Below are 23884 nucleotides of genomic sequence, written 5' to 3' on the forward strand. Positions count from 1 at the left end.
CATGACCGCCACCCTCGAATCCCCTGCCCCGGCGCGCGCGCCGCGTACCTTCCCATGGCTGACGGTGTGGCGGTTCGTGCTGGTCGCGGCCGCCACCGTGGTGGCGTTCTGGAACCTGTGGCACGAGCTGATCGAGGACATCGCACAGCGTTCCGACATCGGCTACGTCTTCGCGCTGCCGATCCTGGCCGGTTTCGCCGCGATCGGCATGGCATTGCGCCACCACACCGAACTGCCGATCTACGACCGGCAGACCGACATCATCGTCGGCCTGCTCGGGCTGGCCGGCACCGCCGCGCTGATCGGCCTGCTGGTGCTGCGCTATCCCTACGAATACGAGGTGCTGCACCTGGATCTCGTTGCGGCGCCGCTGTTCCTGATGAGCGTGTGCATCCTCGCCTTCGGACTGCGGCCGGTGTTCCGCTTCTGGCCGGTGTGGCTGCTGGTGCTGGTGTGCGCGTCGCCGCTGCTCTACCGCATTCTGACGGTCACGATCGGCGGCACCAAACCCGATCAGGGCCTGGTCATGCTGATCCCGGCCGCGGCCGCGGCGGCCATCGGATCGGGCCGCACCCGCCTGCGGGCGCTGGCCGGCGGTGCGATCGCGCTCGCGGTGGGCGCGCTGATGGTGGCGGTGATGGCGGTTTGGTTCCCGCAGCTGCGCGGGCTGTGGTTCCAGCTGGTGCCGCCGATCGTGGCCAGCTACGTGGCGACCACGGTCATGTACTTCTTCCAGCGCCGCTGGCGCACGGTGCGACCGCTGGACCGGCGGGTGCGCCCGTCCACCGCGACCTGGTCGCGGAGCGCGCTGGCGACGGTGATCGTATCGACGGCGCTGATGGCGCTGATCCCGGTACCGGAGGAATACCGCCCGCCCGCGCCGCTGATCCCGGGCCTGGTCATCGCGGACGCCCCGCAGGTCGCGGGCGGCTGGCAACTGGTCAGCGAGCACGAATACCCTTGGGCCCCTCGCTATTACGGACGGGGCAACCGATGGATGCGGCAGCAGTGGCAGACGGTGCGAGGCAATCCGCTGTGGGACAAGGAATCCCGGCGTAGGCGCATCATGGTCGACGTGCTGCGCGCCGACTATCGCGACCGGCTCGACCACTACCCGGAGTTCGTCATGTACGGGCTCGACCAGCCGCGGATCAGTCCACCGCTGCGCATCGATCTCGGGCACGGGGTGGTGGGCCGGCTCAATGCCGTCGTCGACGACCGGAACCTGCTGAGCTGGACCTGGCTGACGTGGACCTGGCAGGGCGCGGACGGCGCCGAACGGGTCAGCCTGATCTCCGCGGACAACCATCTGCGCGACGCGGTCTTCCCGCGGCCCGACCCCTCGGTGCGCAAGCTGCTCAGCAATCAGCTGCACGCGATGCTGCGCGGCAACGCGGTGATCCTGGACCCGGAATCCCCCGTGGGCGACCCGGAATCGGAGTACAAGGACCGCGACATGCTGACCGCGGTGGCGCAGGAGATCGTGCGGAACGGAGCGGGCGAATGACGGGCGAACTCCCGGGGCTGGCCACCCCCGAGGAACGGGAACAGGCGCTGCACGCCGCGGTTCACGGCCTGCGCGAGACCGATGCGATGGCCTCGGCGTCGGTGGCATTCCTACCCTGGCAACGCAATTCGCTGCTGGGCCTGGCCGCGCTGGCGGTGGTGTGCGCGGTGTTCGCACCGCTGGCCACGCTCATCGTGGTGATGGCGGTGTGCACGTTCGGCTATATCGCCGTCATGGTGGACCGGGTGGTGCTGTTCACCCGGGGCATGGCCCGCGACGCCATCCTCACCGTGGACGACGAGACCGCACGCGCCCTGCCCGACGCCGACCTGCCGCCCTACACGATCCTGGTGCCCGCCTACGGCGAACCCGAGGTGGTCGGCGATCTGATCGCCGCCCTGAACGGACTCGAGTACCCGCGCGACCGCATGCAGGCGCTGCTGCTGCTCGAGGAGGACGACGCGCCCACCATCGAGGCGGCCCACGCGGCCGGAATCGGTACGGCGGGAAGCGAACACATCACCATCGTGCTGGTGCCCGCGGCCGATCCCCGCACCAAGCCCAAGGCCTGCAACTACGGCCTGCACGCCGCGACCGGCGATATCGTGACCATCTACGACGCCGAGGACATCCCCGATCCGCTGCAACTGCGGCGGGTGGTGGTGGCGTTCGGGAGCCTGCCGCGGTCGGTGGTGTGCATCCAGGCCAAGCTGGCCTTCCACAATGCCCGCCAGAACCTGCTGACCGCCTGGTTCACCATGGACTACGGGTTGTGGTTCGGCTTCCTGCTGCCGGGTCTGATGCGCAGCAGCGCGCCGATTCCCCTGGGCGGCACCTCGAATCACTTCCGGCGCAATGTGCTGGTCGCGATCGGCGCGTGGGATCCCTACAACGTGACCGAGGACGCGGACCTGGGCGTGCGGATCGCGGCGCGCGGATACTCCACGGCCGTCATCGATTCCACCACGCTGGAGGAGGCCAATCCGGATGTCATCAACTGGATTCGGCAGCGCTCGCGCTGGTACAAGGGCTATCTGCAGAGCTGGCTGGTGCACGCGCGACGGCCGGTCTCGTTGTGGCGCAAGATCGGTCCGGTCGGCTTCTTTCGCTTCACCCTGATCCTGGCGGGCACCCCCGTGATCGCCTGCCTGAACCTGGTGTTCTGGTTCATCACGCTGTCGTGGGTGCTCGGGCAGCCCGCACTGATCGAACGCATCTTTCCGGCGGCGGTCTACTTCCCCGCGCTCATCGCGCTGGTGCTGGGCAATGCCGCCACCGTGTACATGAACCTGGTGGCCTGCCGGGAGAACGACCGGCCGGATCTGCTGATCGCCTGCCTCACCTCCCCGGCCTACTGGCTGCTGATGGCGATCGCCTCCGCCAAGGGCTGCTGGCAGCTGCTGCGCAATCCGTCTTACTGGGAGAAGACCTTTCACGGCCTGGGCACCTCCGAGGAGAGCGCGTCATGACCGGAACGCGGACGCCGCGACTGATCTTCGCGGCCTCGACGCTGCTGTATCTGGCCGTCGGAACCTTCATCGCGGCCGGGCGCGCGAACCTGATGGGCGATGCGCTGAGCCGGGTCTCGGCCACCCAGTCGGCGTTGTTCAGCCGGGATCCGCACCTGTCGGCCATCGGATTCGTGTTCACGCCCTTGACCTCGCTGGCACAGTTGCCGTTCGTGGCACTGGCCCCGGTGCTCCCGGCCATCACCCGCTGGGGGTTGTCGGGGGTGCTGATGACCGCGCTGTTCATGGCGGGCGCGGTCACCGCGGTGTGGGGTATCGGCACCGATCGCGGTGCGCCGCGCTGGTTGTGCGTGGCGGTGACGGTGCTGTTCGCGATCAATCCGATGGTGGTGTTCTACGGCGGCAACGGGATGAGCGAGGCGCTGTTCCTGTTCTGCCTGTGCTGGGCGGTGCGCCGGTTGATGCGGTGGGTGCGCACCGACGGCGTGCACGATCTGGTGGCCGCCGGAATCGCCTTCGGGCTGGGGTATCTCACCCGCTACGACGCGCTCGCCCCGGCCGCGACCGCGGCGGTTCTGGTGTTCGTGCTCAGCTATCACCGCCGTGACGGGCACCGATTCGCCGGGGCCGCAATGGATCTGGTGCTGGTGACGGCGCCGGTGGCGCTGGCGTTCGTGGTGTGGGCCGCGACCAGCTGGCTGATCACCGGACAGGCGTTCCAACAATTCACCTCGCAGTACGGCAATTCCGCGATCCTCGCGCAGTCGGGGGCCGCACCCGGGAATCCGCTGGCCGCGCTGCAGTATTCGATCGGGGCCACCCTGATCCTCGCGCCCACGCTGCCCCTGCTGCTGCCGATGGTCGGCGCGCTCGCCATCCGTCGCCGCGACGCCCAGGTCCTGGTGCCGATCCTGCTGTGCGGCTCGGTGCTCGGTTTCCAGGCGCTGAGCTTCGCGAGCGGGTCGACGTTCGCGTTCCTGCGCTTCTACGTGGCCGCGATCCCGCTGGTGCTGATTCTCGCCCTGCAGATTCCGGCCGCCCGTCGTTTCCCGCCCAGCCGCCGACCGGGCCGGTACGCGGACCTGCCGGCGGACCGGAACGAACTCGCGGCGAGCGCGCCACCGCCCGAATCGTCGGTGCCGCGACGCGCCACCGGCCGGGGTCTGCTGCTCGCGTCAGCCGCGGCCGCCACGGTGGTGCTGTTGATCGCGTCGCTGCCCGCGACCGCGATCGGAATGAACAGCCAGCTGATGGCGGTCCAGGAGTATCCGTTGCGTGCGGCGCTGTTCCCGGATCCGACGAATATCACCGCCAAATACCGCGATCAGCGACGCATCGCGCTCACGTTCTCGACCGAGCGGCGGCTCGCCGACTACCTCGATGCCCTGGACCTGCCGCCCGGCTCGGTGGTGATGGACACGGTGTACGGCTTCGCGGTGCTGGTCGCCACCCATCGGCCCGACCGTTTCGTCATCCCCTCCGATCAGGACTTCGTGCGCATCCTCAACCGGCCCACCGAGCGCGGCGTGAAATACATTCTCGCGGTGCCCAATTCCGGGCGCGGTACCTCCGACGCGGTCAACCGGCGGTATCCGACCATGTACGAGAACGGCGCGCAGATCGCCACCCTGGAACTGGAGATCCCCAATGACGGTGCGGGGCAGCCGGACTGGCGGCTGTACCGGGTGATCGGCAGCTGAGGCGGGTCAGCCGAGGGTGGTGCGCTCGGCGACCAGACCCCAGAGCGGATCGTCCGGGCCGACATCGTAGGTGCACTCGTTCGATCGGGGGTCCGGGACGTAGGCCCAGATCAGCGCGCCCGCGCTGCCGGCCGCGCGCTGCCCGGACATGCTGCCGCCGATGATGTCGCGGCGTTGCTCGAAGCTGCGGCAGGATCCGGCGTACTCCCCGATCTCCCCGACCAGCAAGGGTTTTCCCAGTTCGCGTGCCTGCGCCAGGCGGGCGGCCAGACCGCTGTACCGGTCGCCGGGCAGCGGCCCCTCCTCCTCGCTGTAGTCGTGGTACGACAGCACATCCAGATTCGGTGACGCGCCGATATCGCGGTAGCTGACACCGGACACACCGCACTGGGTACCGCCGATCAGGCCGGAGAAGATCAGCCGCTGCGGATCGGCCGCGCGCACCAGCGCTCCGGCCGCGTCCATGAACCGGCGCAGAATCTGCTCGCCGTCCGGCGGGCAACTGCGGCCGCGCAGATCACAGGTGCGACCGCAATTGCTGGCCTCGGGTTCACCGACCAGTTCCCAGCCCGCCAGTACCGGTGAACTGCGCCAGCGGTTCACGGCGGTGTCGATCCAGTCCCGGAAACTCATGACCGCGCGACCGTGTACCGGGGTGAGCTGGGTCCAGCCGTCGACGTACCACCGGCTCTCCTTGAAGGTCTCGTCCTCGCAGTCCCCGATCTGCCCGGTGAGCACCGGCAGGATGATCCGCCCGTACTTCTCGGCGGCCGCGAATACCGCGTCGGCGGCTTTGAAGTCGAGAGCTCCGGTCTGTTTGTTCACCGCCAGCGCCTGGAACATCGCGAAGCGGGTGAGCGTGTTGTCGGGGAGCCTGCGGAAGAAGGCGTCCAGATCCACATGCGCGCCGCAGCCGAAGTTGACCGCGTAGTCGGTGGCCAGCTGCGGACCGTTGAATCCGGCCGGCCACCACGGTTGCCCACGCAGCAGCAGGCCGTTCGGCCCGGCACTCACCAGGGCGGGGGCGGCGGGCGCGCCGGCGGGCACCGCCTGCGGAACCGAGGTGGTCTTCACCTGGTGTGGGTGGCCACCGCTACCGCAACCGGTGAGCATCAGCAATCCGGTGGCGAAAAACGCGGCGAGACACCGGTTACGCAGGGCGGCCACCATACACTGCACCATACCGACGATTCAGCCGATGACGGGCCACCCACGCCCGCAATCGTCGCCACGGCACCGCCTTTCAGCGAACTGGCGGCGATCCCGGCCCGGCCGTGTCGTTTCCACGGCCGGACCGCTGCCTCAGCCGGCCAGGCAGCCCGGGCCGAGCAGCGCCTTGAGGTCGCCCATCAGTGCCGAGGACGGTGAAACCCTCAGGTTGTCGGCCACTTTCAGCACCGTGGTGCGTTCCCGTGAGCCGATATGCCGGATCAGCACGTCGGCGGTGCCGGGATGGCTGGTGAGCACCCGCTTGAGCGCGCCGATCTTGTCGGGCGTGCACAGCCGCGTCGGGATGACCACCGACAGCGGCTTGTCCACGCCGATCGACGAAAGGTCCGGCACCACCAGGTCGTTGGCGATCAGCGAGATGCGGTCGTCGCGGGCGCTGACGCGGGCCTTGACCAGGACGATGGCGTCCTCGGTGACGTCCATGCCGTAGACGGAATAGGACTGCGGGAAGAACAGCACCTCGATGCCACCGGTGAGGTCCTCCAATTGCGCGGACGCCCAGGGCAGCCCGTTCTTGTTCACGCGGCGGGTGACATTGGCGAAGATGCCGCCGATGGTGACCTGCGCGCCGTCCTTGATCTCGCCTTCGAGGATGGTCGGGATATTGGTGTCGGACTGCACCGAGAGCACGTGCTCGACACCGTTGAGCGGATGCCCGGACACGTAGAGGCCCAGCATCTCTCGTTCCAGCGCCAGCTTGTGCTTGGTCTCCCACTCGTCCTCGGGGACCTTCACGTTGAAGACGCTGGCGAGCGAGTCGTCACCGTCGTCGAGGCCGCCGAAGAGGTCGAACTGGCCGATGGCCTCGGCCTTCTTGGTCGACATGACCGCGTCGATGGCGTCGGAGTGCACCACCAGCAGGCCCTTGCGCGGATGCCCGAGCGAGTCGAAAGCGCCTGCCTTGATGAGGGATTCGGTGACCTTCTTGGAGCAGGCGATGGCGTCGATCTTGTTGAGGTAGTCGGAGAAGTCGGTGAACTTCGACTTCTCCTTGCGGGCGGAGATGATCGAGGCGACCACGTTCGCGCCCACATTGCGAACCGCGCCCATGCCGAAGCGGATGTCGTGTCCGACGGAGGCGAATTCGAGTTCGGACTCGTTGACGTCGGGTGGCAGCACCTGGATGCCCAGGCGGCGGCAGTCGGCGAGATAGACGGCGGCCTTGTCCTTGTCGTCACCGACGGAGGTGAGCAGACCGGCCATGTACTCGGCGGGATAGTTGGCCTTGAGGTAGGCGGTCCAGAAGGAGACCAGACCGTATCCGGCGGCGTGCGATTTGTTGAACGCGTAACCGGCGAACGGAAGGATGGTGTCCCACAGCGCTTTCACGGCGGGTTTGGAGAAGCCGTTCTCCACCATGCCCGCTTCGAAGCCCTCGAATTCGGCCTCCAGGATCGAGGCCTTCTTCTTACCCATGGCGCGGCGCAGGATATCGGCTCGACCCAGGGAGTACCCGGCCACCTTCTGCGCGATCTGCATGATCTGCTCCTGATACACGATCAGGCCGTAGGTATCGCGCAGGATTTCCTTCAGGGGCTCCTCGAGCTCCGGATGGATGGGTTTGACCTCTTGCCGGTTGTTCTTGCGGTCGGCGTAGTCGTTGTGCGCGTTCATGCCCATGGGGCCGGGGCGGTACAGCGCGAGCACCGCGACGATGTCCTCGAAGCCCGTGGGCTGCATGCGGCGCAGCAGATCTCGCATGGCGCCACCGTCGAGCTGGAACACGCCGAGAGTGTCTCCGCGAGCGAGCAATTCGTAGGTGGCGGCGTCCTCCAGCGGCAGGGTGTCGAGATCCAGGTCGATGCCGCGGTTGGCCTTCATGTTCTGCAGGCAGTCACCGATGACCGTCAGGTTGCGCAGACCCAGGAAGTCCATCTTCAACAGGCCGATGGCCTCACACGACGGGTAGTCCCAGCCGGTGATGATCGCGCCGTCCTGCGCGCGCTTCCACACCGGGATCGCGTCGGTCAGCGGCTCGCTGGACATAATCACGGCACAGGCGTGCACACCGGCGTTTCGGATCAGGCCTTCGAGACCACGCGCGGTCTCGTAAATTTTGTTGACGTCCGGATTGGTGTTGATGAGCTCGCGGACCTCGGCGGCCTCTTTGTACCGCTCGTGCTCGGGATCCATGATGCCCGAGAGCGGAATGTCCTTGGCCATGATCGGCGGCGGCAGCGCCTTGGAGATCTGGTCGGCGATGGCGAAACCCGGCTGACCGAACTGCACGCGGGCCGAGTCCTTCAGCGCCGCTTTGGTTTTAATGGTGCCGAAGGTGATCACCTGGGCGACCCGATCGGTGCCCCACTTCTCGGTGGCGTAGCGGACCATCTCACCGCGGCGGCGATCGTCGAAGTCGATATCGATATCGGGCATCGACACACGCTCGGGATTGAGGAATCGCTCGAAGAGCAGACCGTGCGGGATCGGGTCGATATTGGTGATGCCCATCGAGTAGGCGACCAGCGAACCGGCGGCCGAACCACGACCCGGGCCGACATTGATGCCGACCGAGCGGGCGTAGGTGATGAGGTCGGCGACGATGAGGAAGTAGGCCGGGAAGCCCATCTCGTTGATGACGCCGATCTCGAACTCGGCGCGCGCGAGATAGTCGGCCGCAACGCCCTGCGGGAAGCGGCGATCCAGACCGCGCAGCACCTCCTTGCGCAGCCAACCGCCCTGGGTCTCACCCTCGGGGACCGGGAAGATCGGCATCCGGTCGCGGTGGGCCCAGACGTCGTCGTAGGGCTGCACGCGCTCGCCGATCAGCACCGTGTTGTCGCAGGCGCCGGGGACTTCCGCGTCCCAGATGGCGCGCATCTCCTCGGCGGACTTCAGGTAGTAGCCGGTACCGTCGAACTTGAAGCGGGTGGGGTCCGAGAGCGTCTTGCCGGTCTGAATGCACAGCAGCGCTTCGTGATTGCCGGAATCGAACTCGTGCACGTAGTGGCAGTCGTTGGTGGCCAGCGGCGGAATGCCCAGCTGCTTGCCGACATTCAGCAGGCCCTCGCGCACCCGGCGCTCGATGGACAGCCCGTGGTCCATGATCTCGAGGAAGAAGTTCTCCGGTCCGAAGATCTCCTGCCACTTGGCCGCGGCCTCGAGAGCCTCGCGGTCGTGGCCCAGGCGCAGGCGGGTCTGCACCTCGCCCGACGGGCAGCCGGTGGTGGCGATGATGCCCTCGGCGTGCTCGGCGATGATCTCCGCGTCCATGCGGGCCCACTTGCCCAGCTGACCTTCGATCGAGGCCAGGCTGGACAGCTTGAACAGGTTCCGCAAACCCGTCGCGTTCTCCGCGACCATGGTCATGTGGGTGTAGGAACCCGAACCGGAGACGTCGTCGCCCTTCTGCGACGGGTCGCCCCACAGCACACGCTTGGTGTTGAACCGGGACTCCGGCGCGATGTACGCCTCGATGCCGATGATCGGCTTGATGTCCTGCTTCTTGGCGGAGTTGTAGAACTCCGAAGCACCGTACATATTGCCGTGGTCGGACATGCCGACCGCGGTCATGCCCAGGCGGGTGGCCTCTTTGAACAAGGGCGTGATCTTCGCCGCGCCGTCGAGCATCGAGTACTCGGTGTGGTTGTGGAGATGGACGAATGATCCCGACGAGGCTGACACCCGAACATACTAAGCGCCGCCACCGACTGCTTTCGAAGGCACGCGGGAGCGCTGCCGATGATCGGCGTGGCGGGCGGGCGTGTCGTGTCGAGGGGTCACGCGGAGATCGGTGCCGACCCGCGCGACCCCCCGCCGCTACCCGCGCGCTAGGCGGCCACCGGCTGGGCGAGAGCGGTGGTGCGACGCGCCGCGTGCGCGCCCCGCACCACCAGCGGCAGCACCCAGGCCGACGCGATCTGATCGAGGCTCATGGCACCGATGCCGAGGCGGTTGTGCACGAATCCGACCGACAGCCCGAGCTTGGGATCGGCCCAGCCGAAGGACCCGCCGAGACCGATATGACCGAAACCCGCGCGCGCTCCGGGCACCGGCAGCGAGTGATAGCCCATGTGCCACATCATCGGAATGTAGAACAGGGCGTGGTCGAGTCGATAGGTCTCGACATGTCGCATGGCCCGGATGGTCTCCGGCGACAGGAACCGCTGCCCCTCGTGCATGCCGCCATTGGCGAGCGCGCCGTAGAGGGTGGCCAGTCCGGTGGCGGTGCAGACCCCGTTGCCCGCACCGAGTTCGGTGTGCAGGATCGGCGGATCATCGCCCTCCACCAGCTGATCGAGCCCCGGCAGGAACAGCGCGCGGGCGGCAGCGCCCAGCGCGCCCGGCAGCGAGTAGGCGCGCCCCAGCGCCAGCGACACATAGTTGACGCCGACCGCGGAGAGCCGATTGCCGTGCAGCACCGCGGCACTGGTGGGCGCACCGGCGGGCGGGGTGCCCAGGTGGATGCCGTCGACCCCGAGGGGTTCGGCGATCTCGGTGCGGAACAGTTCGGCCATGCCGCGACCGGTGACCGCGCGGGCCAGACCCGCCAGCAGCCAGCCGAAGGTGAGCGCGTGATAGGTCGGAATGCCCAGCAGGTGATCGGGTTTCGCGGCCGCCAGATGCTCTTCCATCATGCGGTGGTCGATGATGTCGTCGAGACCGCGGGCGATGGCGGGCAGGCCGTAGAGCCCGGCGCGATGCGACAGCACCTGCCGCACCGTGATCCGCTCCTTGCCGTTGGCCGCGAATTCCGGCCAGTAGTAGGCCATCGGGGCGTCGTAGTCGATCAGTCCGCGATCGGCGAGCCGGTGGATGACCGTCGCGGCAACGCCTTTGGTGGCGGAGAAGACGATGGATCCGGTGTCGGCGTCCCAGGCCCGCCGGGGCGCGGCCTCACCGGCGTAGATCTCGACGAGGGGTTCTCCGCGCAAACGCACGGTGAGTGCGCCGCCCGCTCCGGGGTGGCCACCGACCATCCGGGCGAAAGTGCGTACCAGCGGACCGAATTCGACGGCGGCGTACCCGCCCACCGAGGTGGGGAGGTCCACGAGCCCCGTGGAGGAAGCGACATTGCTCACCAGTCAACGGTACGAGCGACCAGTCGGCGGAGGCAATGGAATCGCGGCCAGAGTTATTTCCTTTGCCCCAGTAGTTATTCCGGCTGTCCGGTTGGTGATCCGGCTGTAACCGGCGGGCGATGCGTACGCTGAAGTTCATGCGTACCCTGCGGTGGTTGTCGTCGGCCGGGCTCGTCGTGGTCGTCGCGGTGGCGGCGGCCTGCTCGTCGACCTCGACGACGCCGACCGCGCCGCTGCGGGTCACCGGCGATTTCCAGGGGAAGCTGGAGATTCCGGATCAGCCGCTGGCGGTGGGAGTCACCTTCACCTCCGACGGCACCGCCACCGTCACCATTCCGGCGCAGAGCGTGGTCGACAAGCCGCTGACCGGGGTCCGCACCGACGCGACCGACGTGGCCTGGTCGATCCCGACCATTCCGGGCAACCCGTCCTACACCGGTAAGTACGACAAGGCCTCCGACACCATCAAGGGCCAGTTCACCCAGTCGGGCAAGACGTTCACGCTGAACCTGGCTCGCGGCAAGGTGGCCGGGCCGCCGCGCCCGCAGGAGCCGAAACCGCCGTTCCCCTACAAGTCCGAGGACGTCAGCTATCGCAGCGGGGACATCACCATCGCGGGCACGCTGACCGAGCCGAACACCGGCGGGCCGTTCCCGACCGTGGTGCTGATCAACGGTTCCGGACCCAACGACCGCAATGAGGAGATCGTCGGCCACAAGCCGTTCCTGCTGCTCGCGGACACTTTCACCCGGGCCGGGTACGCGGTGCTGCGCACCGACAAGCGCGGGGTCGGCGCGACCGGCGGCACCCTGGACACCTCCAGCTACCAGGATCTGACCAATGACATCGCGGCGGGAATGACGTTCCTGCACGGGCGTTCGGAGATCGACGGCAAACGCATCGGTTTGCTGGGGCACAGTGAGGGCGGCTACCTCGCGCCGCTGTACGCCAACCGGCCCGACAGCGGGGTGGCGTTCATCATCATGATGGCCGGACCGGCGGTATCGGGTTCGGATGTGCTGCTGGAACAGAATCGATTGATCCTGGCCGCCAACGGCGCGACCCCCGAGCAGATCGACGAGCAGATCGGGTTCGTGTCCACGCTGACCGCGATCCTGCGCAACGGAGATCTACAGGCCGCCAAGGACTTCGCGCACCAGCACAACGACAGCCTGCCCGCCGAGCGCAAATCCACCGATCAGGAAGTCGACGCGCTGGTCACCACCTATATGGCGTCGCTGATCACCTACGATCCCGCGCCCGCGCTCTCCGCGCTGCGGGTGCCGGTGCTGGCGTTCTACGGCAGCAAGGATCTTCAGGTGTCCGCCGCGCAGAACGAGGGACCTGCGCGCACCCTGCTGGCCGCGGATCCCGACGCCACCGTGCACGTCTTCGACGGGCTCAACCACCTCATGCAACCGGCGACCACCGGATCGCCCAGCGAGTACGCCAAGATCGAGACCACCATCGATCCGCAGGTGCTCACCTACGTGACCGGCTGGCTGACCCAGCGCTTCCCGCCAGGACACTGAGCCGCCGGTACTGGCGCGACGCGGATTCCCTTGCCAGAGTGGCAGGGTGGGAATCTACGAAGATCGGCTGCTGCCCCGGATCATCGACCTGACCTGCGGCTCGAAGTTCCTCGCGCCGGAACGGCAGCGGGTCTGCGCCGGACTGCACGGGCGAGTGGTGGAGATCGGTTTCGGCTCCGGCCGCAACGTGCCGTTCTATCCGGCGACGGTCACCTCGGTGAGCGCGGTCGAACCGGCCGACCTCGGGTGGCGGATGGCCGCGGAACGAGTGGCCGCCGCGACCGTGCCGGTGGAGCGCTCCGGGCTCGACGGGCAGTCACTGCCGTTCGCGGACAACAGCTTCGACTCCGCGCTGTCGACCTGGACGCTGTGCACCATTCCCGATGTCGAGGCCGCGCTCGGCGAAATCCGCCGGGTGCTGACACCCGGCGGCACACTGCATTTCGTCGAACACGGCCTGGCACCCGATGCGGCCGTGCAGAAATGGCAGCACCGGCTCAATCCCGTGCAGAAGACCATTGCCGGTGGCTGCCATCTCGACCGTGATATTCGCGGGCTGATCGAATCCGCCGGATTCGAGATCCGCGAGATCGACCGCTATTACCAGAAGGACGGGCCGAAATTCATCGGCGCATTGTCCCTGGGCACCGCGGTCGCGGGGTGACTACTCGGGCCAGCCACCGTACGGGACGGTGATCAGTTCCAGGTAGTGACCGACGGGGTCGCGGAAGTAGACGCCGCGGCCACCGTCGTTGCGGTTGATCTGCCCCTCGTCCTGGCCGCGCGGATCAGCCCAGAAAGTCAGGCCGTAGGCCTTGATGCGCTCGAAGGACGCGTCGAACTCGTCCTCGGAAACGAGGAAGGCATAGTGCTGCGGTTGCGGCTCGTCCGGGAAACCCGGTGGCAGATTCGCGAAGTCGAAAGTGATGCCGTGCGCGACGGTGACCGGAATGAACGGCCCCCACTGCTTGCCCACTTCGACGCCGAGGATATCCGCCCAGAATTCGGCGGAGACTCGATTGTCCTTGCACGCGACAATGGTGTGATTGAACTGGATGGTGATGGGATTTCTCCTGTAGTCGTGACGGTCCCGACCCTGGACCGGTACAAGTCGGCCGACAGGAGCACCGTCACGCCATCGACCGTAGCGAAGGCTCCGCGCATCCGCAAAGGCCCGTGTGCGGACCGTCACGACCCTGCGGCCCCAGGAATCAGGGGCACCCCAATTCGGGGCCGCGCTCCCGGCCGGAGATCCCGTAGCGTCCTGCACGCACGGCGACGGCTTTCCCGAAATCACCGATGCCACAGCACATTCGCAGCGGCAGGACAGTCATGACCTCTCTCGCGCGCTTCGCCGCCACCGCCACCCTCTGCACCGTGCTGGCCACGGCCACCGCCGCCACGGCCGCCGCCACACCGGACAGCGCCACCGCCCCGATCGCCGATTCCGGCTCCTCGACCGTCACCGGATCGGCCGCCGCCTACGGGGTGTACCTGATCCAGGTCTTCTTCCAGCAGACCGGCTCCAGCGGGCTGGCCCGCTCGCTGGACCAGTTGCAATGCACCCTGTCCGGTCGCCAGTTCAACAACGGCATGTGCATCGGCGGTGGCATCTGAGCCGATCGCCGGGCACTCACCCCGGATCGGCCGCCGCCCGCGGTGCGGTGTACTCCTGCTCGGGGCGGCCGGTATTGCCGTACCGCAACTGCATTCGCAACTCACCGCCGCCGACCAGCGTGGCCAGGTAGCGCTGCGCGGTGGCGCGGGAGATGCCGATGGCGGTGGCCACCTGCACGGCCGACACCGGGCCGCCCGCACGCCGAACCGCCTGTAGCACCAGGTCTTTCGTCGGCGACAGGTTCGCCGGGGCCGCGACCGCCGGACCGCCGCCCGCGCTCGGTCGCAGGGCGTTGAGGGCCGCGTCCACCTCGGCCGCCGTCACCTCCGGCGCGTCCATGATCCGGCGGTAGCGCGCGTACCCGGCCAGGCGGGCGGCCAGCAGCGCGTGATCGAACGGCTTCACCAGATAACCGAGTGCGCCCGCCGTCAGCGCCGCCCGCACTGTCTCGGATTCGATTGCGGCGGTGAGCATCATGGCGTCGCAGCGCAGTTCACGAACGAGGTCGACGCCGGACCCGTCGGGCAGATAGACGTCGACCAGCGCCAGATCGAAGGCGGTCGCGGCCAACTCGGCCCGGGCCGCCGCCAGGGTGTTGACGACCGCGCCCACCGTGAACCCGGGCAGCGCCGCGACGATCCCGGCATGCATATTGGCCACCCGGAAATCGTCGTCGACCACCAGGACGTTCAGCTCTCCTCGGCCCACGCCGGTTCCTCCTCCATCAGCACACCCGGCATCCAGGCCATGAATTCCGCACCGCCCAAACGGTTCTCACCGCTCGGCTCCCCTTCCTCCCCGCCGGGATCGGCCAACCACACCTCGCCGCCGTTCGCCCGCGCGACCTGCCTGGTCAAGGCCAGGCCCACTCCCCTGCCACCCGGACCGCCACCCTCCTTGGTCGAAAACCCCTCCGCGAACAGCGAATCCACCAGGTCCGGCGACACCCCGGGACCGCTGTCGGCCACCACGATGTGCAGGGTCTCCCCCTCCCGCACCAACTCCACCTCCACGACCGGCGAGACCTCTGCTTCGGCGGGGGAAGACCGCAGGGCAGCCGGGGTCTTCGCGGCGTCGATGGCGTTGTCGATCAGGTTGCCGAGGACGGTCGTGACGTCCACCGGTGCTGCGAGATTCGCATCCACCCAGGTGTTCGGCCCCAGCCGCAGCTCCACGCCCTGCTCGCGGGCGTGAGCGGCTTTGGCCGCGAGGAAAGCTTGCAGATAGGGGTCGGCGACGGTGTCGATGCCGGGGAGAGCCGCACCCAGAGGGCCGGACCCGAGGAGTTCGCCGAGATAGGTGGCGGCTTCGTCGGGGCGGCCGGTGTGCAGCAGGCCGGAGAGCAGGTGCAGGCGGTTGGCGAATTCGTGGCGCTGGGCGCGCAGGACGGTGCTCATCGTGGAGACGGCATCCAGCTGACGAGTGAGGGATTCGACGTCGGTGCGGTCGCGGACCGACAGCACCGCACCGAGCGGGCGGCCGTCGCGGGTGACGGTGCGGGCCGTGACGACCACGATGCGCTCGCCCACGGCGGCCTGGACCGGATGCCCATCGGCGTCGCGGAAGGCTTGCAGCACACGGGGAGTCAGCCCGATGCCGTCGGCCGGTACGCCGGGCTCGGGGTCGATGCCGAGCAGTCGCCGAGCCTCGTCATTGACGACGGTGATCCGCCCGGCGGTATCGGCGGCCACGACACCTTCGCCGATCCCGTGCAGCACCGCGTCCTGTTCTCGCACCAGCTCCGCCAACTCCGACGGTTCCAACCCCAGCGTCAACCCATGCCAGCGACGGGCCAGCAACACCGATCCCACGATCCCGGCCAGCAGCGCTCCACCGATCAGCAGCCCGGCCCGCCGCAGATCCCGCAGCAGCTGATCATGCACCGCCGCAGTCGAAATCCCCACGCTCACCTCCCCCACCACCCGACCCCGCGACAACGCACCCGGACTCGGGGTCGGGCCGGGTCCGACGCCGGTCCCGGACACACCCGAGGTCGGAGCACCGGGCGGAATCTCCTGCGCGGCGGAGGGAGAAGGCGTGGCGGACGGCTGCGCCGAACCGCCGAGCTCGAGCGTATTCGGCTCCAGCACCGGGACTTTGGCGCGCACGGATTCACCGAGCGTGCCGTGTTCCTGGATCACCACCTCGGCTCCGGCGAGGGCGCGGGAGGGGTCGGTGCTGACCATTTCGCCCAGGCGGGCGGGGTCGGGGTGGGCCAGACGGATGCCCGCGTCGTCGGTGATCACGACGAACAGGGCATCGGTGCGGATCCGAGTCGCCTCGGCGAAGCGTTCCACCGTGCCCGCGGCCAGCTCCTGGCGGGTGCCGGGGGCGGCGAGGCGCGGGTCGTCGGCGTAGCGGGTGACATCGGCGCGCAGCTGCGGATCGGAGGCGACGGCGCGGGCGATCGCCAGGGCGCGCTGACCGTATTCGCCGGAGAGGCGTTCGCCGCTGACGTAGGCGAACACGCCGAAGGCCAGACCGACCGTGAGACCGACCACCGCGATCTGCAACAGCACGATCTGCGTCCGCAGGCGGACGGAGCGGGGGCCGAGCGACAACACGGCGCACAGTGTAGACAACCCCGCGCAAACGATTGAGCAGAATGCGCAAAACGACCGAATCGCCACTTGTGTGACTTGCGCGCACAACCCGGCCCGGTGTGACCCGGCCCACGTAACTTCGCTCCAACGCCGCAGCGGCGGCACGAAACAGGAGCACTGATGAGCACATCCACCACCGAGCGGGACGAACCCGCGACAGGTGACACCGGCGCCGGGACGCCCGCGCGCAGCAGCGAACAGGTCCGGCCCGCCGACCGTGCGACCGAATCCGCCGATCGAGCGAGCGACCTTCCTGACGGCTCGGCGACGGCGCGGCGCGGCGTTCCGTTGATCGAGCTGCGGGGCGCGACCAAGCGGTTCCCAGGCAGCGGCGGCGGCATCCATACGGCGGTGCGCGACCTCAACTTCAGCGTCGCCGCAGGCGAATTCGTGGCGGTGGTCGGTCCCACCGGGTGCGGCAAGTCCACCAGCCTGTCACTGGTCTCCGGCCTGGAACCGGCATCGGCGGGGCGAACCCTGGTGCGTGGCAAGGATGTTCACGGGATCCCGGACGGTGTCGGCTACATGTTCCAGCAGGATGCCGTGCTGCCGTGGAAATCGGTGGTCGAGAATGTGGCGCTGGGACCGCGGTTCCGGGGCATCGGCCGCAAGGAGGCGCGGGAGCGCGCGGCGCGCTGGGTGCGCACGGTCGGGCTGGCCGGATTCGAGAACTACTACCCGCATCAGCTCTCCGGCGGCATGCGCAAGCGGGTGAGCCTGGCGCAGACCCTGGTCAACGAGCCCGAGATCATCCTGATGGACGAGCCGTTCAGCGCCCTGGACGTGCAGACCCGCCAGCTCATGCAGGACGAACTGCTGCGGGTGTGGTCGGGCACCAATGCCGCCGTCATCTTCGTGACCCACGATCTGGAGGAGGCCATCGCCCTCGCCGACCGGGTGGTGGTCATGACGGCCAGCCCCGCCACGGTGTGCGGCGACTTCCCGGTCACCCTGGAGCGCCCGCGCAATGTCGAGGAGGTGCGGCTCACCGAGGAATTCCGCGACCTCTACCGGGAAATCTGGGAAACGCTGCGCGATCAGGTCGAGGCCGCTCGCACGAAGGGAGCGACCCATGTCGCTTGATGTCATGACCGAGACCGCCGCCGTAACACCGGAATTCGAGACCGAGGAGCAGATCCTGGCCCGGGTGCGCACGCAGGCTCGCCGCAACGAGACCCGCACCTGGGGGCTGCGCGCGCTGATCGTGGCGCTGTGGCTGGGTTCCTGGGAGCTGACCGCCACCTACTGGATCGACCCGTTCTTCTACTCGAAGCCGTCGCTGATCTGGGATCGGCTGGTCGAATGGTTCACCGAGGGCACGCAATTCGGCTCCATCTGGTTGCAGCTCTACACCACCGTGCAGGAGGCCGTGCTGGGCTTCGTGATCGGCACCGTCGCGGGCATCGTGCTGGGCGTGCTGCTGGGCCGCTCCCGCTACTGGGCGGATGTGCTGGCCCCGTTCATCAAGGCGCTCAACGCGGTGCCGCGCATCGTGCTGGCCTCGCTGTTCATCATCTGGTTCGGCCTGGGGTTGCAGTCCAAGGTGGCGACCGTGGTGGTGCTGGTGTTCTTCGCGGTGTTCTTCAACGCCTTCACCGGTGCGCGGGAGGTCGACGGGAACGTCATCAACAACGCCCGCATCCTGGGTGCGAGCCGGGCGCAGGTGCTGCGTTCGATCGTGCTGCCCAGCGCCACCACCTGGATCCTGTCCTCGCTGCACACCGCGTTCGGTTTCGCGCTGATCGGCGCGGTGGTCGGTGAATACGCCGGGGCCAGCAAGGGTTTGGGGCTGCTGATCTCCAACGCGCAGGGCACCTTCGACGCGGCGGGCATCTACGCGGGCATGATCATCATCACGGTGGTGGCACTGGTCGCCGAATGGCTGATCGGGCTGGCGGAGAACCGGCTGCTGAAATGGCGTCCGTCGCAGGCGGCTTCGGGGCACGGGGTCTGAGCCATGAGGTTTCGCAAGCAATTCGCCGTCGCCGTGCTGGCGGTAAGCGCGCTACTGCTGGTCACCGGCTGCCGGGATTCGCGCGCCATTCCGACCCACAACGGGCGGCCGCAGCTCACCATCATGGTCGGCGGGCTGGAGAAGGTCATCTATCTGCCCGCCATGCTCACCGAGAAGCTCGGGTTCTTCAAGGACAACGACATCGATGTGCAGCTGCTGGGCGAACAGTCCGGTGCGACAGCCGAAACCGCGCTGCTCACCGGCGACGTGCAGGCCGTGGTCGGGTTCTACGACCACACCATCGACCTCCAGGCCAAGGATCAGTGCCTGAAGACGGTGGTGCAGTTCGCCGATGTACCGGGCGAGGTCGAGCTGGTGTCCGAGCAGGACGCCGAAACCGTCAAGTCCCCTGCCGATTTCAAGGGCCGCAATCTCGGTGTCACCTCACTGGGTTCGTCCACCGACTTCCTCACCCAGGCCCTGGCCGGGCAGGCCGGACTGGCGACATCCGACTACACGCGGGTGAAAGTCGGTGCGGGACAGACCTTCATCGCGGGCATGAACCACGACGGCATCGACGCGGGCATGACCACCGACCCGACCGTGGCCAAGATGGTGAGCTCCGGGGACGCGCGGGTCCTGGTGGACATGCGCAACGAGCAGGGCACCCGCGCCGCGCTCGGCGGCCTGTATCCGGCGGCCTCGCTGTACATGCGGTGCGAGACCGTCGACAAGCATCCGGAGATCGTGCAGCAGCTGGCGAATTCGTTCGTGCAGACGCTGCACTGGATCAAGACCCACAGCCCGCAGGAGATCGCGGCGAAGATGCCCTCGCAGTACGCGGGCGGCGATCCGAAGCTCTACGTCAAGTCCATCCAGGACTCGATCAGCATGTTCAACGGCGACGGGCTGATGAAATGTGAAGGCGCGGAGAATGTTCTGCGCATTCTGGGGCAGTACTCACGCAACGTGGCCCCCGTGCGCGACCGCATCGTGCTCGAGGACACCTACACCAACCGGTTCGTCGAGCAGGCCCGGGGCGGCACGAAGCCCTAGCCGATCCGCGCGGCACCGCACATCCGATGAGGGGGTGTGCGGTGCCGTCGTATGTCAGCCGCGCCGGGCCCGGCGGATGGCATCGAAGCTGAAGATGGCCAGCGCCAACCAGATCAGCGCGAACCCGGCCCAGCGCGAGGCGGGCATATCCTCGTGGCCGACCGCGACACCCCAGGTCAATTGCAGTGCGGGCGTGAGGTACTGGAGGATTCCCATGGTGGAGAGCGGGACTCGCCGTGCCGCCAGCGCGAAGAAGATCAGCGGCACCAGCGTCACCGGCCCGGTCACCATGAGCAACGTCGTATGCGACACGCTGCTGCCGAAGGTCGCGGTACCGCTGACCGCGAAGACGATCACGGCGATCAACGCGAACGGCCCGGCCACCAGACCCTCGGCCGCCAGTCCCGGCAGCGGATCCAGCCGGATCACCTTCTTGACCAGCCCGTAGGTGGCGAACGAGCCCGCCAGGATCAGCGCGATCCACGGCGGCCGACCGTAGTCGATGGTCAGCACGATGACCGCGCTCGCGCCCAGCCCGAGCGCGATCCACTGTGGGGCACGCAGTTTCTCGCGGAAGATCAGGACACCGAAGGCGACCGTCACCAGCGGGTTGATGAAATAGCCAAGCGCGCACTCGACCACGTGATGGGAGATGACGCCGTAGACGTAGACGCCCCAGTTGGTGGCGATCGCCGCGGACGCGACGAACGCCAGCCGCCAGGTGCGCGCGTCGATCCGCCGCAGTTCACCGAATCGTCCGGTGACCAGCAGCGCGATCAGCGCCACCACCAGGGTCCAGAGGATGCGTTCGGCGAGCACCTCCCCCGCGCTCGCGAAGGACAGCAGTCCGAAGAACGCGGGGAACAGTCCCCAGATCAGATACGCGCCGACCCCGAAGGCGACACCGCTGTCCCGTGCGGGTGTGGCGGCGTGCGCGGATTCGACCTCGCCGGTGGCCGGGGTGGCCGAGAGTCGGTCAGTCACCCCTCAACGTTAGCCGCCGAAACTATTCGGTCCTAGCGGATATCGGACCCTGCGCCGACCCCAGATCCAGCCGGTTCAGGAGATTCTGCACTACCACCCAGAGGTTCATCCACTGCTCCTTGCTCGCGGACGCCGTTGGCGGCGACCGGTTTTCGCGACTCCGCCTGACGACGGAATCCTGCCGACACGTTGTGATGGCAGTCACGGTGTGATGTCATGAAGATACACCGGTACAGGAATTGTTTCTCTGTACCAAAGACTCGACGAAGAGGACCCGGGCCATGGATGCACACCGACTCAGCAGGCGTGACGCACTGAGGGCAGGCGGCGGATTTCTGGGTGCGGTCGGCGCGCTCGCGCTGACCGCCCGCACCGCGCGAGCCGAACCGTGGACCTGGTCGCCGAGCAATTCGGTGGTCGGCAGCGGCGGCGGGGCCGACCCGCTGACCATGTTCGATCCCGAGGCCGATCCGGTTCTCGCCGACGTCATCGACCACGCCGACGTCGGCGAGGTGAACCGGCTGCTGGCCACCTGGACGCGCAACGGGCAGCCGCTGCCGGACGGATTGCCCAGTGGGCTGAAGGATTTCATCGAGAACGCACGCCAGCTGCCGTCGTGGGCAGATCAGGGCAAGCTGGCCAGCTCCTTCGAATTCAACAAGAAGCGCGGGCTCTATCTCGGCGTGCTCTACGCGTTCGCCAGCGGCATGATGTCGACGGTCATCCCGCACGAGGCGCTGGCGGTGTACTACTCGCGCGGCGGCTCGCACCTGAAGGAACGCATCGCCAAGACCGCGAAATTCGGCTATGACATCGGCACCGTGAACGCCTACGCCGACGACGGCGAAATGATCGTGACCTGTGTCAAGACCCGCATCATCCACGCCTCGGTGCGGCATCTGCTGCCGCAGTCGCCGCACTGGCCCGCGGGTGTCACGCCGATCAGCCAGGACGACATCATGGTGACCTGGCACAGCCTGGCCACCACCATCATGCGCACGCTCAATGCCTGGCGGGTGCCGATCCCGGCCGCGGAATCCGATGGGTACCTGCACAGTTGGCAGCTGGCCGGGCATCTGCTCGGCGTCCGTGACGAATATCTGCCCGCCACTTGGGATCAGGCCGAATCGCAGGCCAGCCAGATGCTCGATCCGATCCTGGCCCCGACCATGGAGGGCAAGGATCTCGCCAACCAACTGCTCAACCTCGGCGAGGATCTCGATCTGACGCTGCTCAGCCGCGGAATTCTCGGGGCCTTCACGCGATTCGTGATGGGCGACAAGGTCGCCGACTGGCTCGACATTCCCCGCGAGATCGTCTGGAGTCCGCTGCTGGAGACCGCGTGGGGACCGTTCGTCGCGGTGCGCGAGGGCGTGCTGTCGATCGCACCGGTGGTGGACGCGCCCTACTGGATGTTCGACGAGTTCCTGCGCCAGTTCGCCATGTGGTACCTGGCCGAGCTGCGCATGCCGGTCAGCATCGAAATCCCTTTGACCAACCGCTGATTCGGGCCTGCCTGAAACAGCGCGGGCCGCTACGTATCATCGACGATGTGGAACGCCAGGAGGACACTGTGGAATCCGCGCTACCCGCGGGCCCCGCGCCCGCGGGCAAGTCGCTGCTCGAACGCGCCTACCTGGCGGCCGTCGATCAGACCGACGACACCGATCGGATGCGCGCCCGCATCCTGGACGCGGCCACCGAACAGTTCCAGCGCTGGGGTATTCAGCGATCGACCATGGAGGACGTGGCCCGGCAGGCGGGCGTCTCGCGCATCACCGTGTACCGGCGGTTCGCGACCAAGGAGGAATTGGTCGAGCAGGTCATCCTGCGCGAATTCCGCCGATACTTCGACAAATTCCTCGTCGACATCGCCGCGGCCGCCACCGCCGCGGACCGGGTGGTGCTGGGCTTCTCCAGTTCACTGCGCGCCATCCGCGGCAATCCGCTGATCGGCGCGATGATCACCGCCGAACCCAACCAGTTCATCGGTTCCCTGATCGGCGACGGCGGCCGCGCGGTGGCCATGGTCCGTGAATTCGTGGCCCAGCAGCTACGCCAGGAACAGCGCGCCGGCACCATCTCCCCCGACCTCCACATCGACCTGGTAGCCGAGGTGATGGTGCGAATCTGCGCCTCCTTCTTGGCGATTCCGAGCCAGGTGGTCGATCTCGACGACGACGCACAGCTGGCCGCGATCGCCCGGCAATTCCTGGTCCCGATGCTCGAGTCACCCGGCCCGCGGCACTGACGATCCCCCGAACCGGGCGGCCCGCACTCATCCGTCGCTGAGCAGATGTCCGCGCAGGAACACCAGTTCGGCTTCGACGGCCTGCTCGTGCGCGTCGAGGAACGGCGCGTAGTGGCCGCCCGGCACCCGGGCGAGTTCCGCGTGCGAGGCCGAATGCGCCACCCGCAGCGCGAATTCGGGTGGGGCGGTCCGATCCTGGTCGGCGACGAGGACCAGCAGCGGGCCCGCGACCGCGGACGCGTAGCGGCCGGGCCGGTACAGGCTGATCCGGATGCCGCTGCGGGCGGCGATGGCCTGCAACCAGTCCGGATAGCGATTGCCCGGATTCAGTGCCCGGTCACCGTCGAGACCGTCGGGCGTGGTGAGCATCGCGACGGTTCCGGGCGCGCCGGCCAGCGGCACCAGAATCGGTGCGCGGCCTACGATTCCGCCGAGCGCGTCGAGTAGCCCGAGGCCCAGGAAACGCAGCATGGCGAGCGGTCGTTGGTGGCGGCTCGCCCGGGCCGCGGAGCGGGGGCCGTCGACGAGCGGGGTCTGCGCGATCGCCGCGGCGATCCCCGGATGCCGGGCGGCGATCCGCACGACGTGACCGCCGGCCAGAGAGAAACCCCAGATCGCGATCCGGCCGGTCACTTCCGGCAGGGTGGCGGCGTGGGCGATCGCGGCCTCGAAGTCGGCGCGCTGCTCGCGCATCCGGACGAGCTGGCGGGGCTGCCCGCCGCTTTCCCCGAACCGCCGGAAATCGAAGGCCAGGACCGTGAATCCGGCGTCGTGGAATCGGCGCGCGAACGGGTCGGTGCCGGGTTCCTTGTCGACGGCTCCACCGGGCGCCATGACCACGCACGCGCCGTTGGTTCCGGGGTAATGCCATGCGGCGCACTCGATATCACCGCTGGTGAAGCGGGTCCGCACGCGTTCTGTCTTGGTTCGCACCTGGATCTCCGATCGATCAGGGTTGC

At 67.9% G+C, this 23884-nt stretch carries 19 protein-coding genes; 11 read left to right on the forward strand and 8 right to left on the reverse strand.

Annotated features, from left to right (window positions below; genetic code table 11):
* The first annotated feature begins 1 nt into the window (after position 1).
* The 3 genes from OG300_RS19495 to OG300_RS19505 are packed head-to-tail and all read left to right on the forward strand — an operon-like array spanning position 2 to position 4676.
* Complete coding sequence (locus tag OG300_RS19495; RefSeq protein ID WP_405497953.1) at positions 2-1507, forward strand: hypothetical protein; 1506 nt, start codon at positions 2-4, stop codon at positions 1505-1507.
* Complete coding sequence (locus OG300_RS19500; RefSeq protein ID WP_405497955.1) at positions 1504-2976, forward strand: glycosyltransferase; 1473 nt, start codon at positions 1504-1506, stop codon at positions 2974-2976. The genes OG300_RS19495 and OG300_RS19500 overlap by 4 nt, the downstream gene beginning before the upstream one ends.
* Positions 2973-4676: an ArnT family glycosyltransferase gene (locus OG300_RS19505; RefSeq protein ID WP_405497957.1), complete on the forward strand. Its 1704-nt coding sequence runs from the start codon at positions 2973-2975 to the stop codon at positions 4674-4676. The genes OG300_RS19500 and OG300_RS19505 overlap by 4 nt, the downstream gene beginning before the upstream one ends.
* A 6-nt stretch (positions 4677-4682) precedes the next feature.
* On the opposite strand, the gene OG300_RS19510 is transcribed toward OG300_RS19505, so the two are convergent.
* The 3 genes from OG300_RS19510 to OG300_RS19520 all read right to left on the reverse strand — a co-directional run bounded on the left by OG300_RS19510 (position 4683) and on the right by OG300_RS19520 (position 10927).
* Positions 4683-5846 carry a beta-mannosidase gene (locus OG300_RS19510; RefSeq protein ID WP_405497959.1) on the reverse strand — a complete coding sequence of 388 codons (1164 nt, stop codon included), beginning with the start codon at positions 5844-5846 and terminating at the stop codon, positions 4683-4685.
* 132 nt (positions 5847-5978) lie between these two features.
* Positions 5979-9530, reverse strand: a complete 3552-nt coding sequence (gene dnaE, locus OG300_RS19515; protein WP_405497961.1) for a DNA polymerase III subunit alpha — start codon at positions 9528-9530, stop codon at positions 5979-5981.
* Between the two features lie 146 nt (positions 9531-9676).
* Positions 9677-10927, reverse strand: coding sequence for a serine hydrolase domain-containing protein (locus OG300_RS19520; protein ID WP_405497963.1), 1251 nt, complete (start codon positions 10925-10927; stop codon positions 9677-9679).
* Positions 10928-11064: 137 nt separating this feature from the next.
* Between OG300_RS19520 and OG300_RS19525 the strand changes: the two genes are divergently transcribed.
* The gene (locus tag OG300_RS19525; RefSeq protein WP_405497965.1) at positions 11065-12459 is read left to right on the forward strand and encodes an alpha/beta hydrolase family protein; all 1395 of its coding nucleotides are present in this window, start codon (positions 11065-11067) and stop codon (positions 12457-12459) included.
* 46 nt (positions 12460-12505) lie between these two features.
* Entirely contained in the window at positions 12506-13123 is a 618-nt protein-coding gene (locus tag OG300_RS19530) for a class I SAM-dependent methyltransferase (protein ID WP_405497967.1), read from the forward strand.
* Here OG300_RS19530 and OG300_RS19535 read toward each other — a convergent pair whose 3' ends face one another.
* On the reverse strand, positions 13124-13522 hold the full coding sequence (locus OG300_RS19535; protein WP_405498599.1) for a VOC family protein: 399 nt from the start codon (positions 13520-13522) through the stop codon (positions 13124-13126). It abuts the gene before it with no gap.
* 269 nt (positions 13523-13791) lie between these two features.
* Here OG300_RS19535 and OG300_RS19540 point away from each other — a divergent pair, with 269 nt between their 5' ends.
* The gene (locus tag OG300_RS19540; RefSeq protein ID WP_405497969.1) at positions 13792-14076 is read left to right on the forward strand and encodes a hypothetical protein; all 285 of its coding nucleotides are present in this window, start codon (positions 13792-13794) and stop codon (positions 14074-14076) included.
* A gap of 16 nt (positions 14077-14092) precedes the next feature.
* Here the strand turns inward: OG300_RS19540 and OG300_RS19545 are convergent, their stop codons facing one another.
* Entirely contained in the window at positions 14093-14785 is a 693-nt protein-coding gene (locus OG300_RS19545; RefSeq protein ID WP_405497971.1) for a response regulator, read from the reverse strand.
* On the reverse strand, positions 14767-16641 hold the full coding sequence (locus OG300_RS19550; RefSeq protein ID WP_405497973.1) for an ATP-binding protein: 1875 nt from the start codon (positions 16639-16641) through the stop codon (positions 14767-14769). Before OG300_RS19550 ends, OG300_RS19545 begins: the two co-directional genes overlap by 19 nt.
* A 159-nt stretch (positions 16642-16800) precedes the next feature.
* Here OG300_RS19550 and OG300_RS19555 point away from each other — a divergent pair, with 159 nt between their 5' ends.
* The 3 genes from OG300_RS19555 to OG300_RS19565 are packed head-to-tail and all read left to right on the forward strand — an operon-like array spanning position 16801 to position 19690.
* On the forward strand, positions 16801-17763 hold the full coding sequence (locus tag OG300_RS19555) for an ABC transporter ATP-binding protein (RefSeq protein ID WP_405497975.1): 963 nt from the start codon (positions 16801-16803) through the stop codon (positions 17761-17763).
* Complete coding sequence (locus OG300_RS19560; RefSeq protein WP_405497976.1) at positions 17753-18634, forward strand: ABC transporter permease; 882 nt, start codon at positions 17753-17755, stop codon at positions 18632-18634. The genes OG300_RS19555 and OG300_RS19560 overlap by 11 nt, the downstream gene beginning before the upstream one ends.
* A 3-nt stretch (positions 18635-18637) precedes the next feature.
* Positions 18638-19690: an ABC transporter substrate-binding protein gene (locus OG300_RS19565; protein WP_405497978.1), complete on the forward strand. Its 1053-nt coding sequence runs from the start codon at positions 18638-18640 to the stop codon at positions 19688-19690.
* Positions 19691-19744: 54 nt separating this feature from the next.
* Here OG300_RS19565 and rarD read toward each other — a convergent pair whose 3' ends face one another.
* Positions 19745-20674, reverse strand: coding sequence for an EamA family transporter RarD (gene rarD, locus OG300_RS19570; RefSeq protein WP_405497980.1), 930 nt, complete (start codon positions 20672-20674; stop codon positions 19745-19747).
* 281 nt (positions 20675-20955) lie between these two features.
* On the opposite strand from rarD, the gene OG300_RS19575 reads away from it, so the two are divergent.
* Complete coding sequence (locus OG300_RS19575; RefSeq protein ID WP_405497982.1) at positions 20956-22179, forward strand: oxygenase MpaB family protein; 1224 nt, start codon at positions 20956-20958, stop codon at positions 22177-22179.
* A gap of 47 nt (positions 22180-22226) precedes the next feature.
* On the forward strand, positions 22227-22925 hold the full coding sequence (locus OG300_RS19580; RefSeq protein ID WP_405497984.1) for a TetR/AcrR family transcriptional regulator: 699 nt from the start codon (positions 22227-22229) through the stop codon (positions 22923-22925).
* A gap of 27 nt (positions 22926-22952) precedes the next feature.
* Here the strand turns inward: OG300_RS19580 and OG300_RS19585 are convergent, their stop codons facing one another.
* Complete coding sequence (locus OG300_RS19585) at positions 22953-23858, reverse strand: alpha/beta hydrolase (protein ID WP_405497986.1); 906 nt, start codon at positions 23856-23858, stop codon at positions 22953-22955.
* Positions 23859-23884: the final 26 nt, after the last annotated feature.

The organism is Nocardia sp. NBC_00511, assembly GCF_045161165.1.
In the GTDB taxonomy this organism is placed as follows: Bacteria; Actinomycetota; Actinomycetes; order Mycobacteriales; family Mycobacteriaceae; genus Nocardia.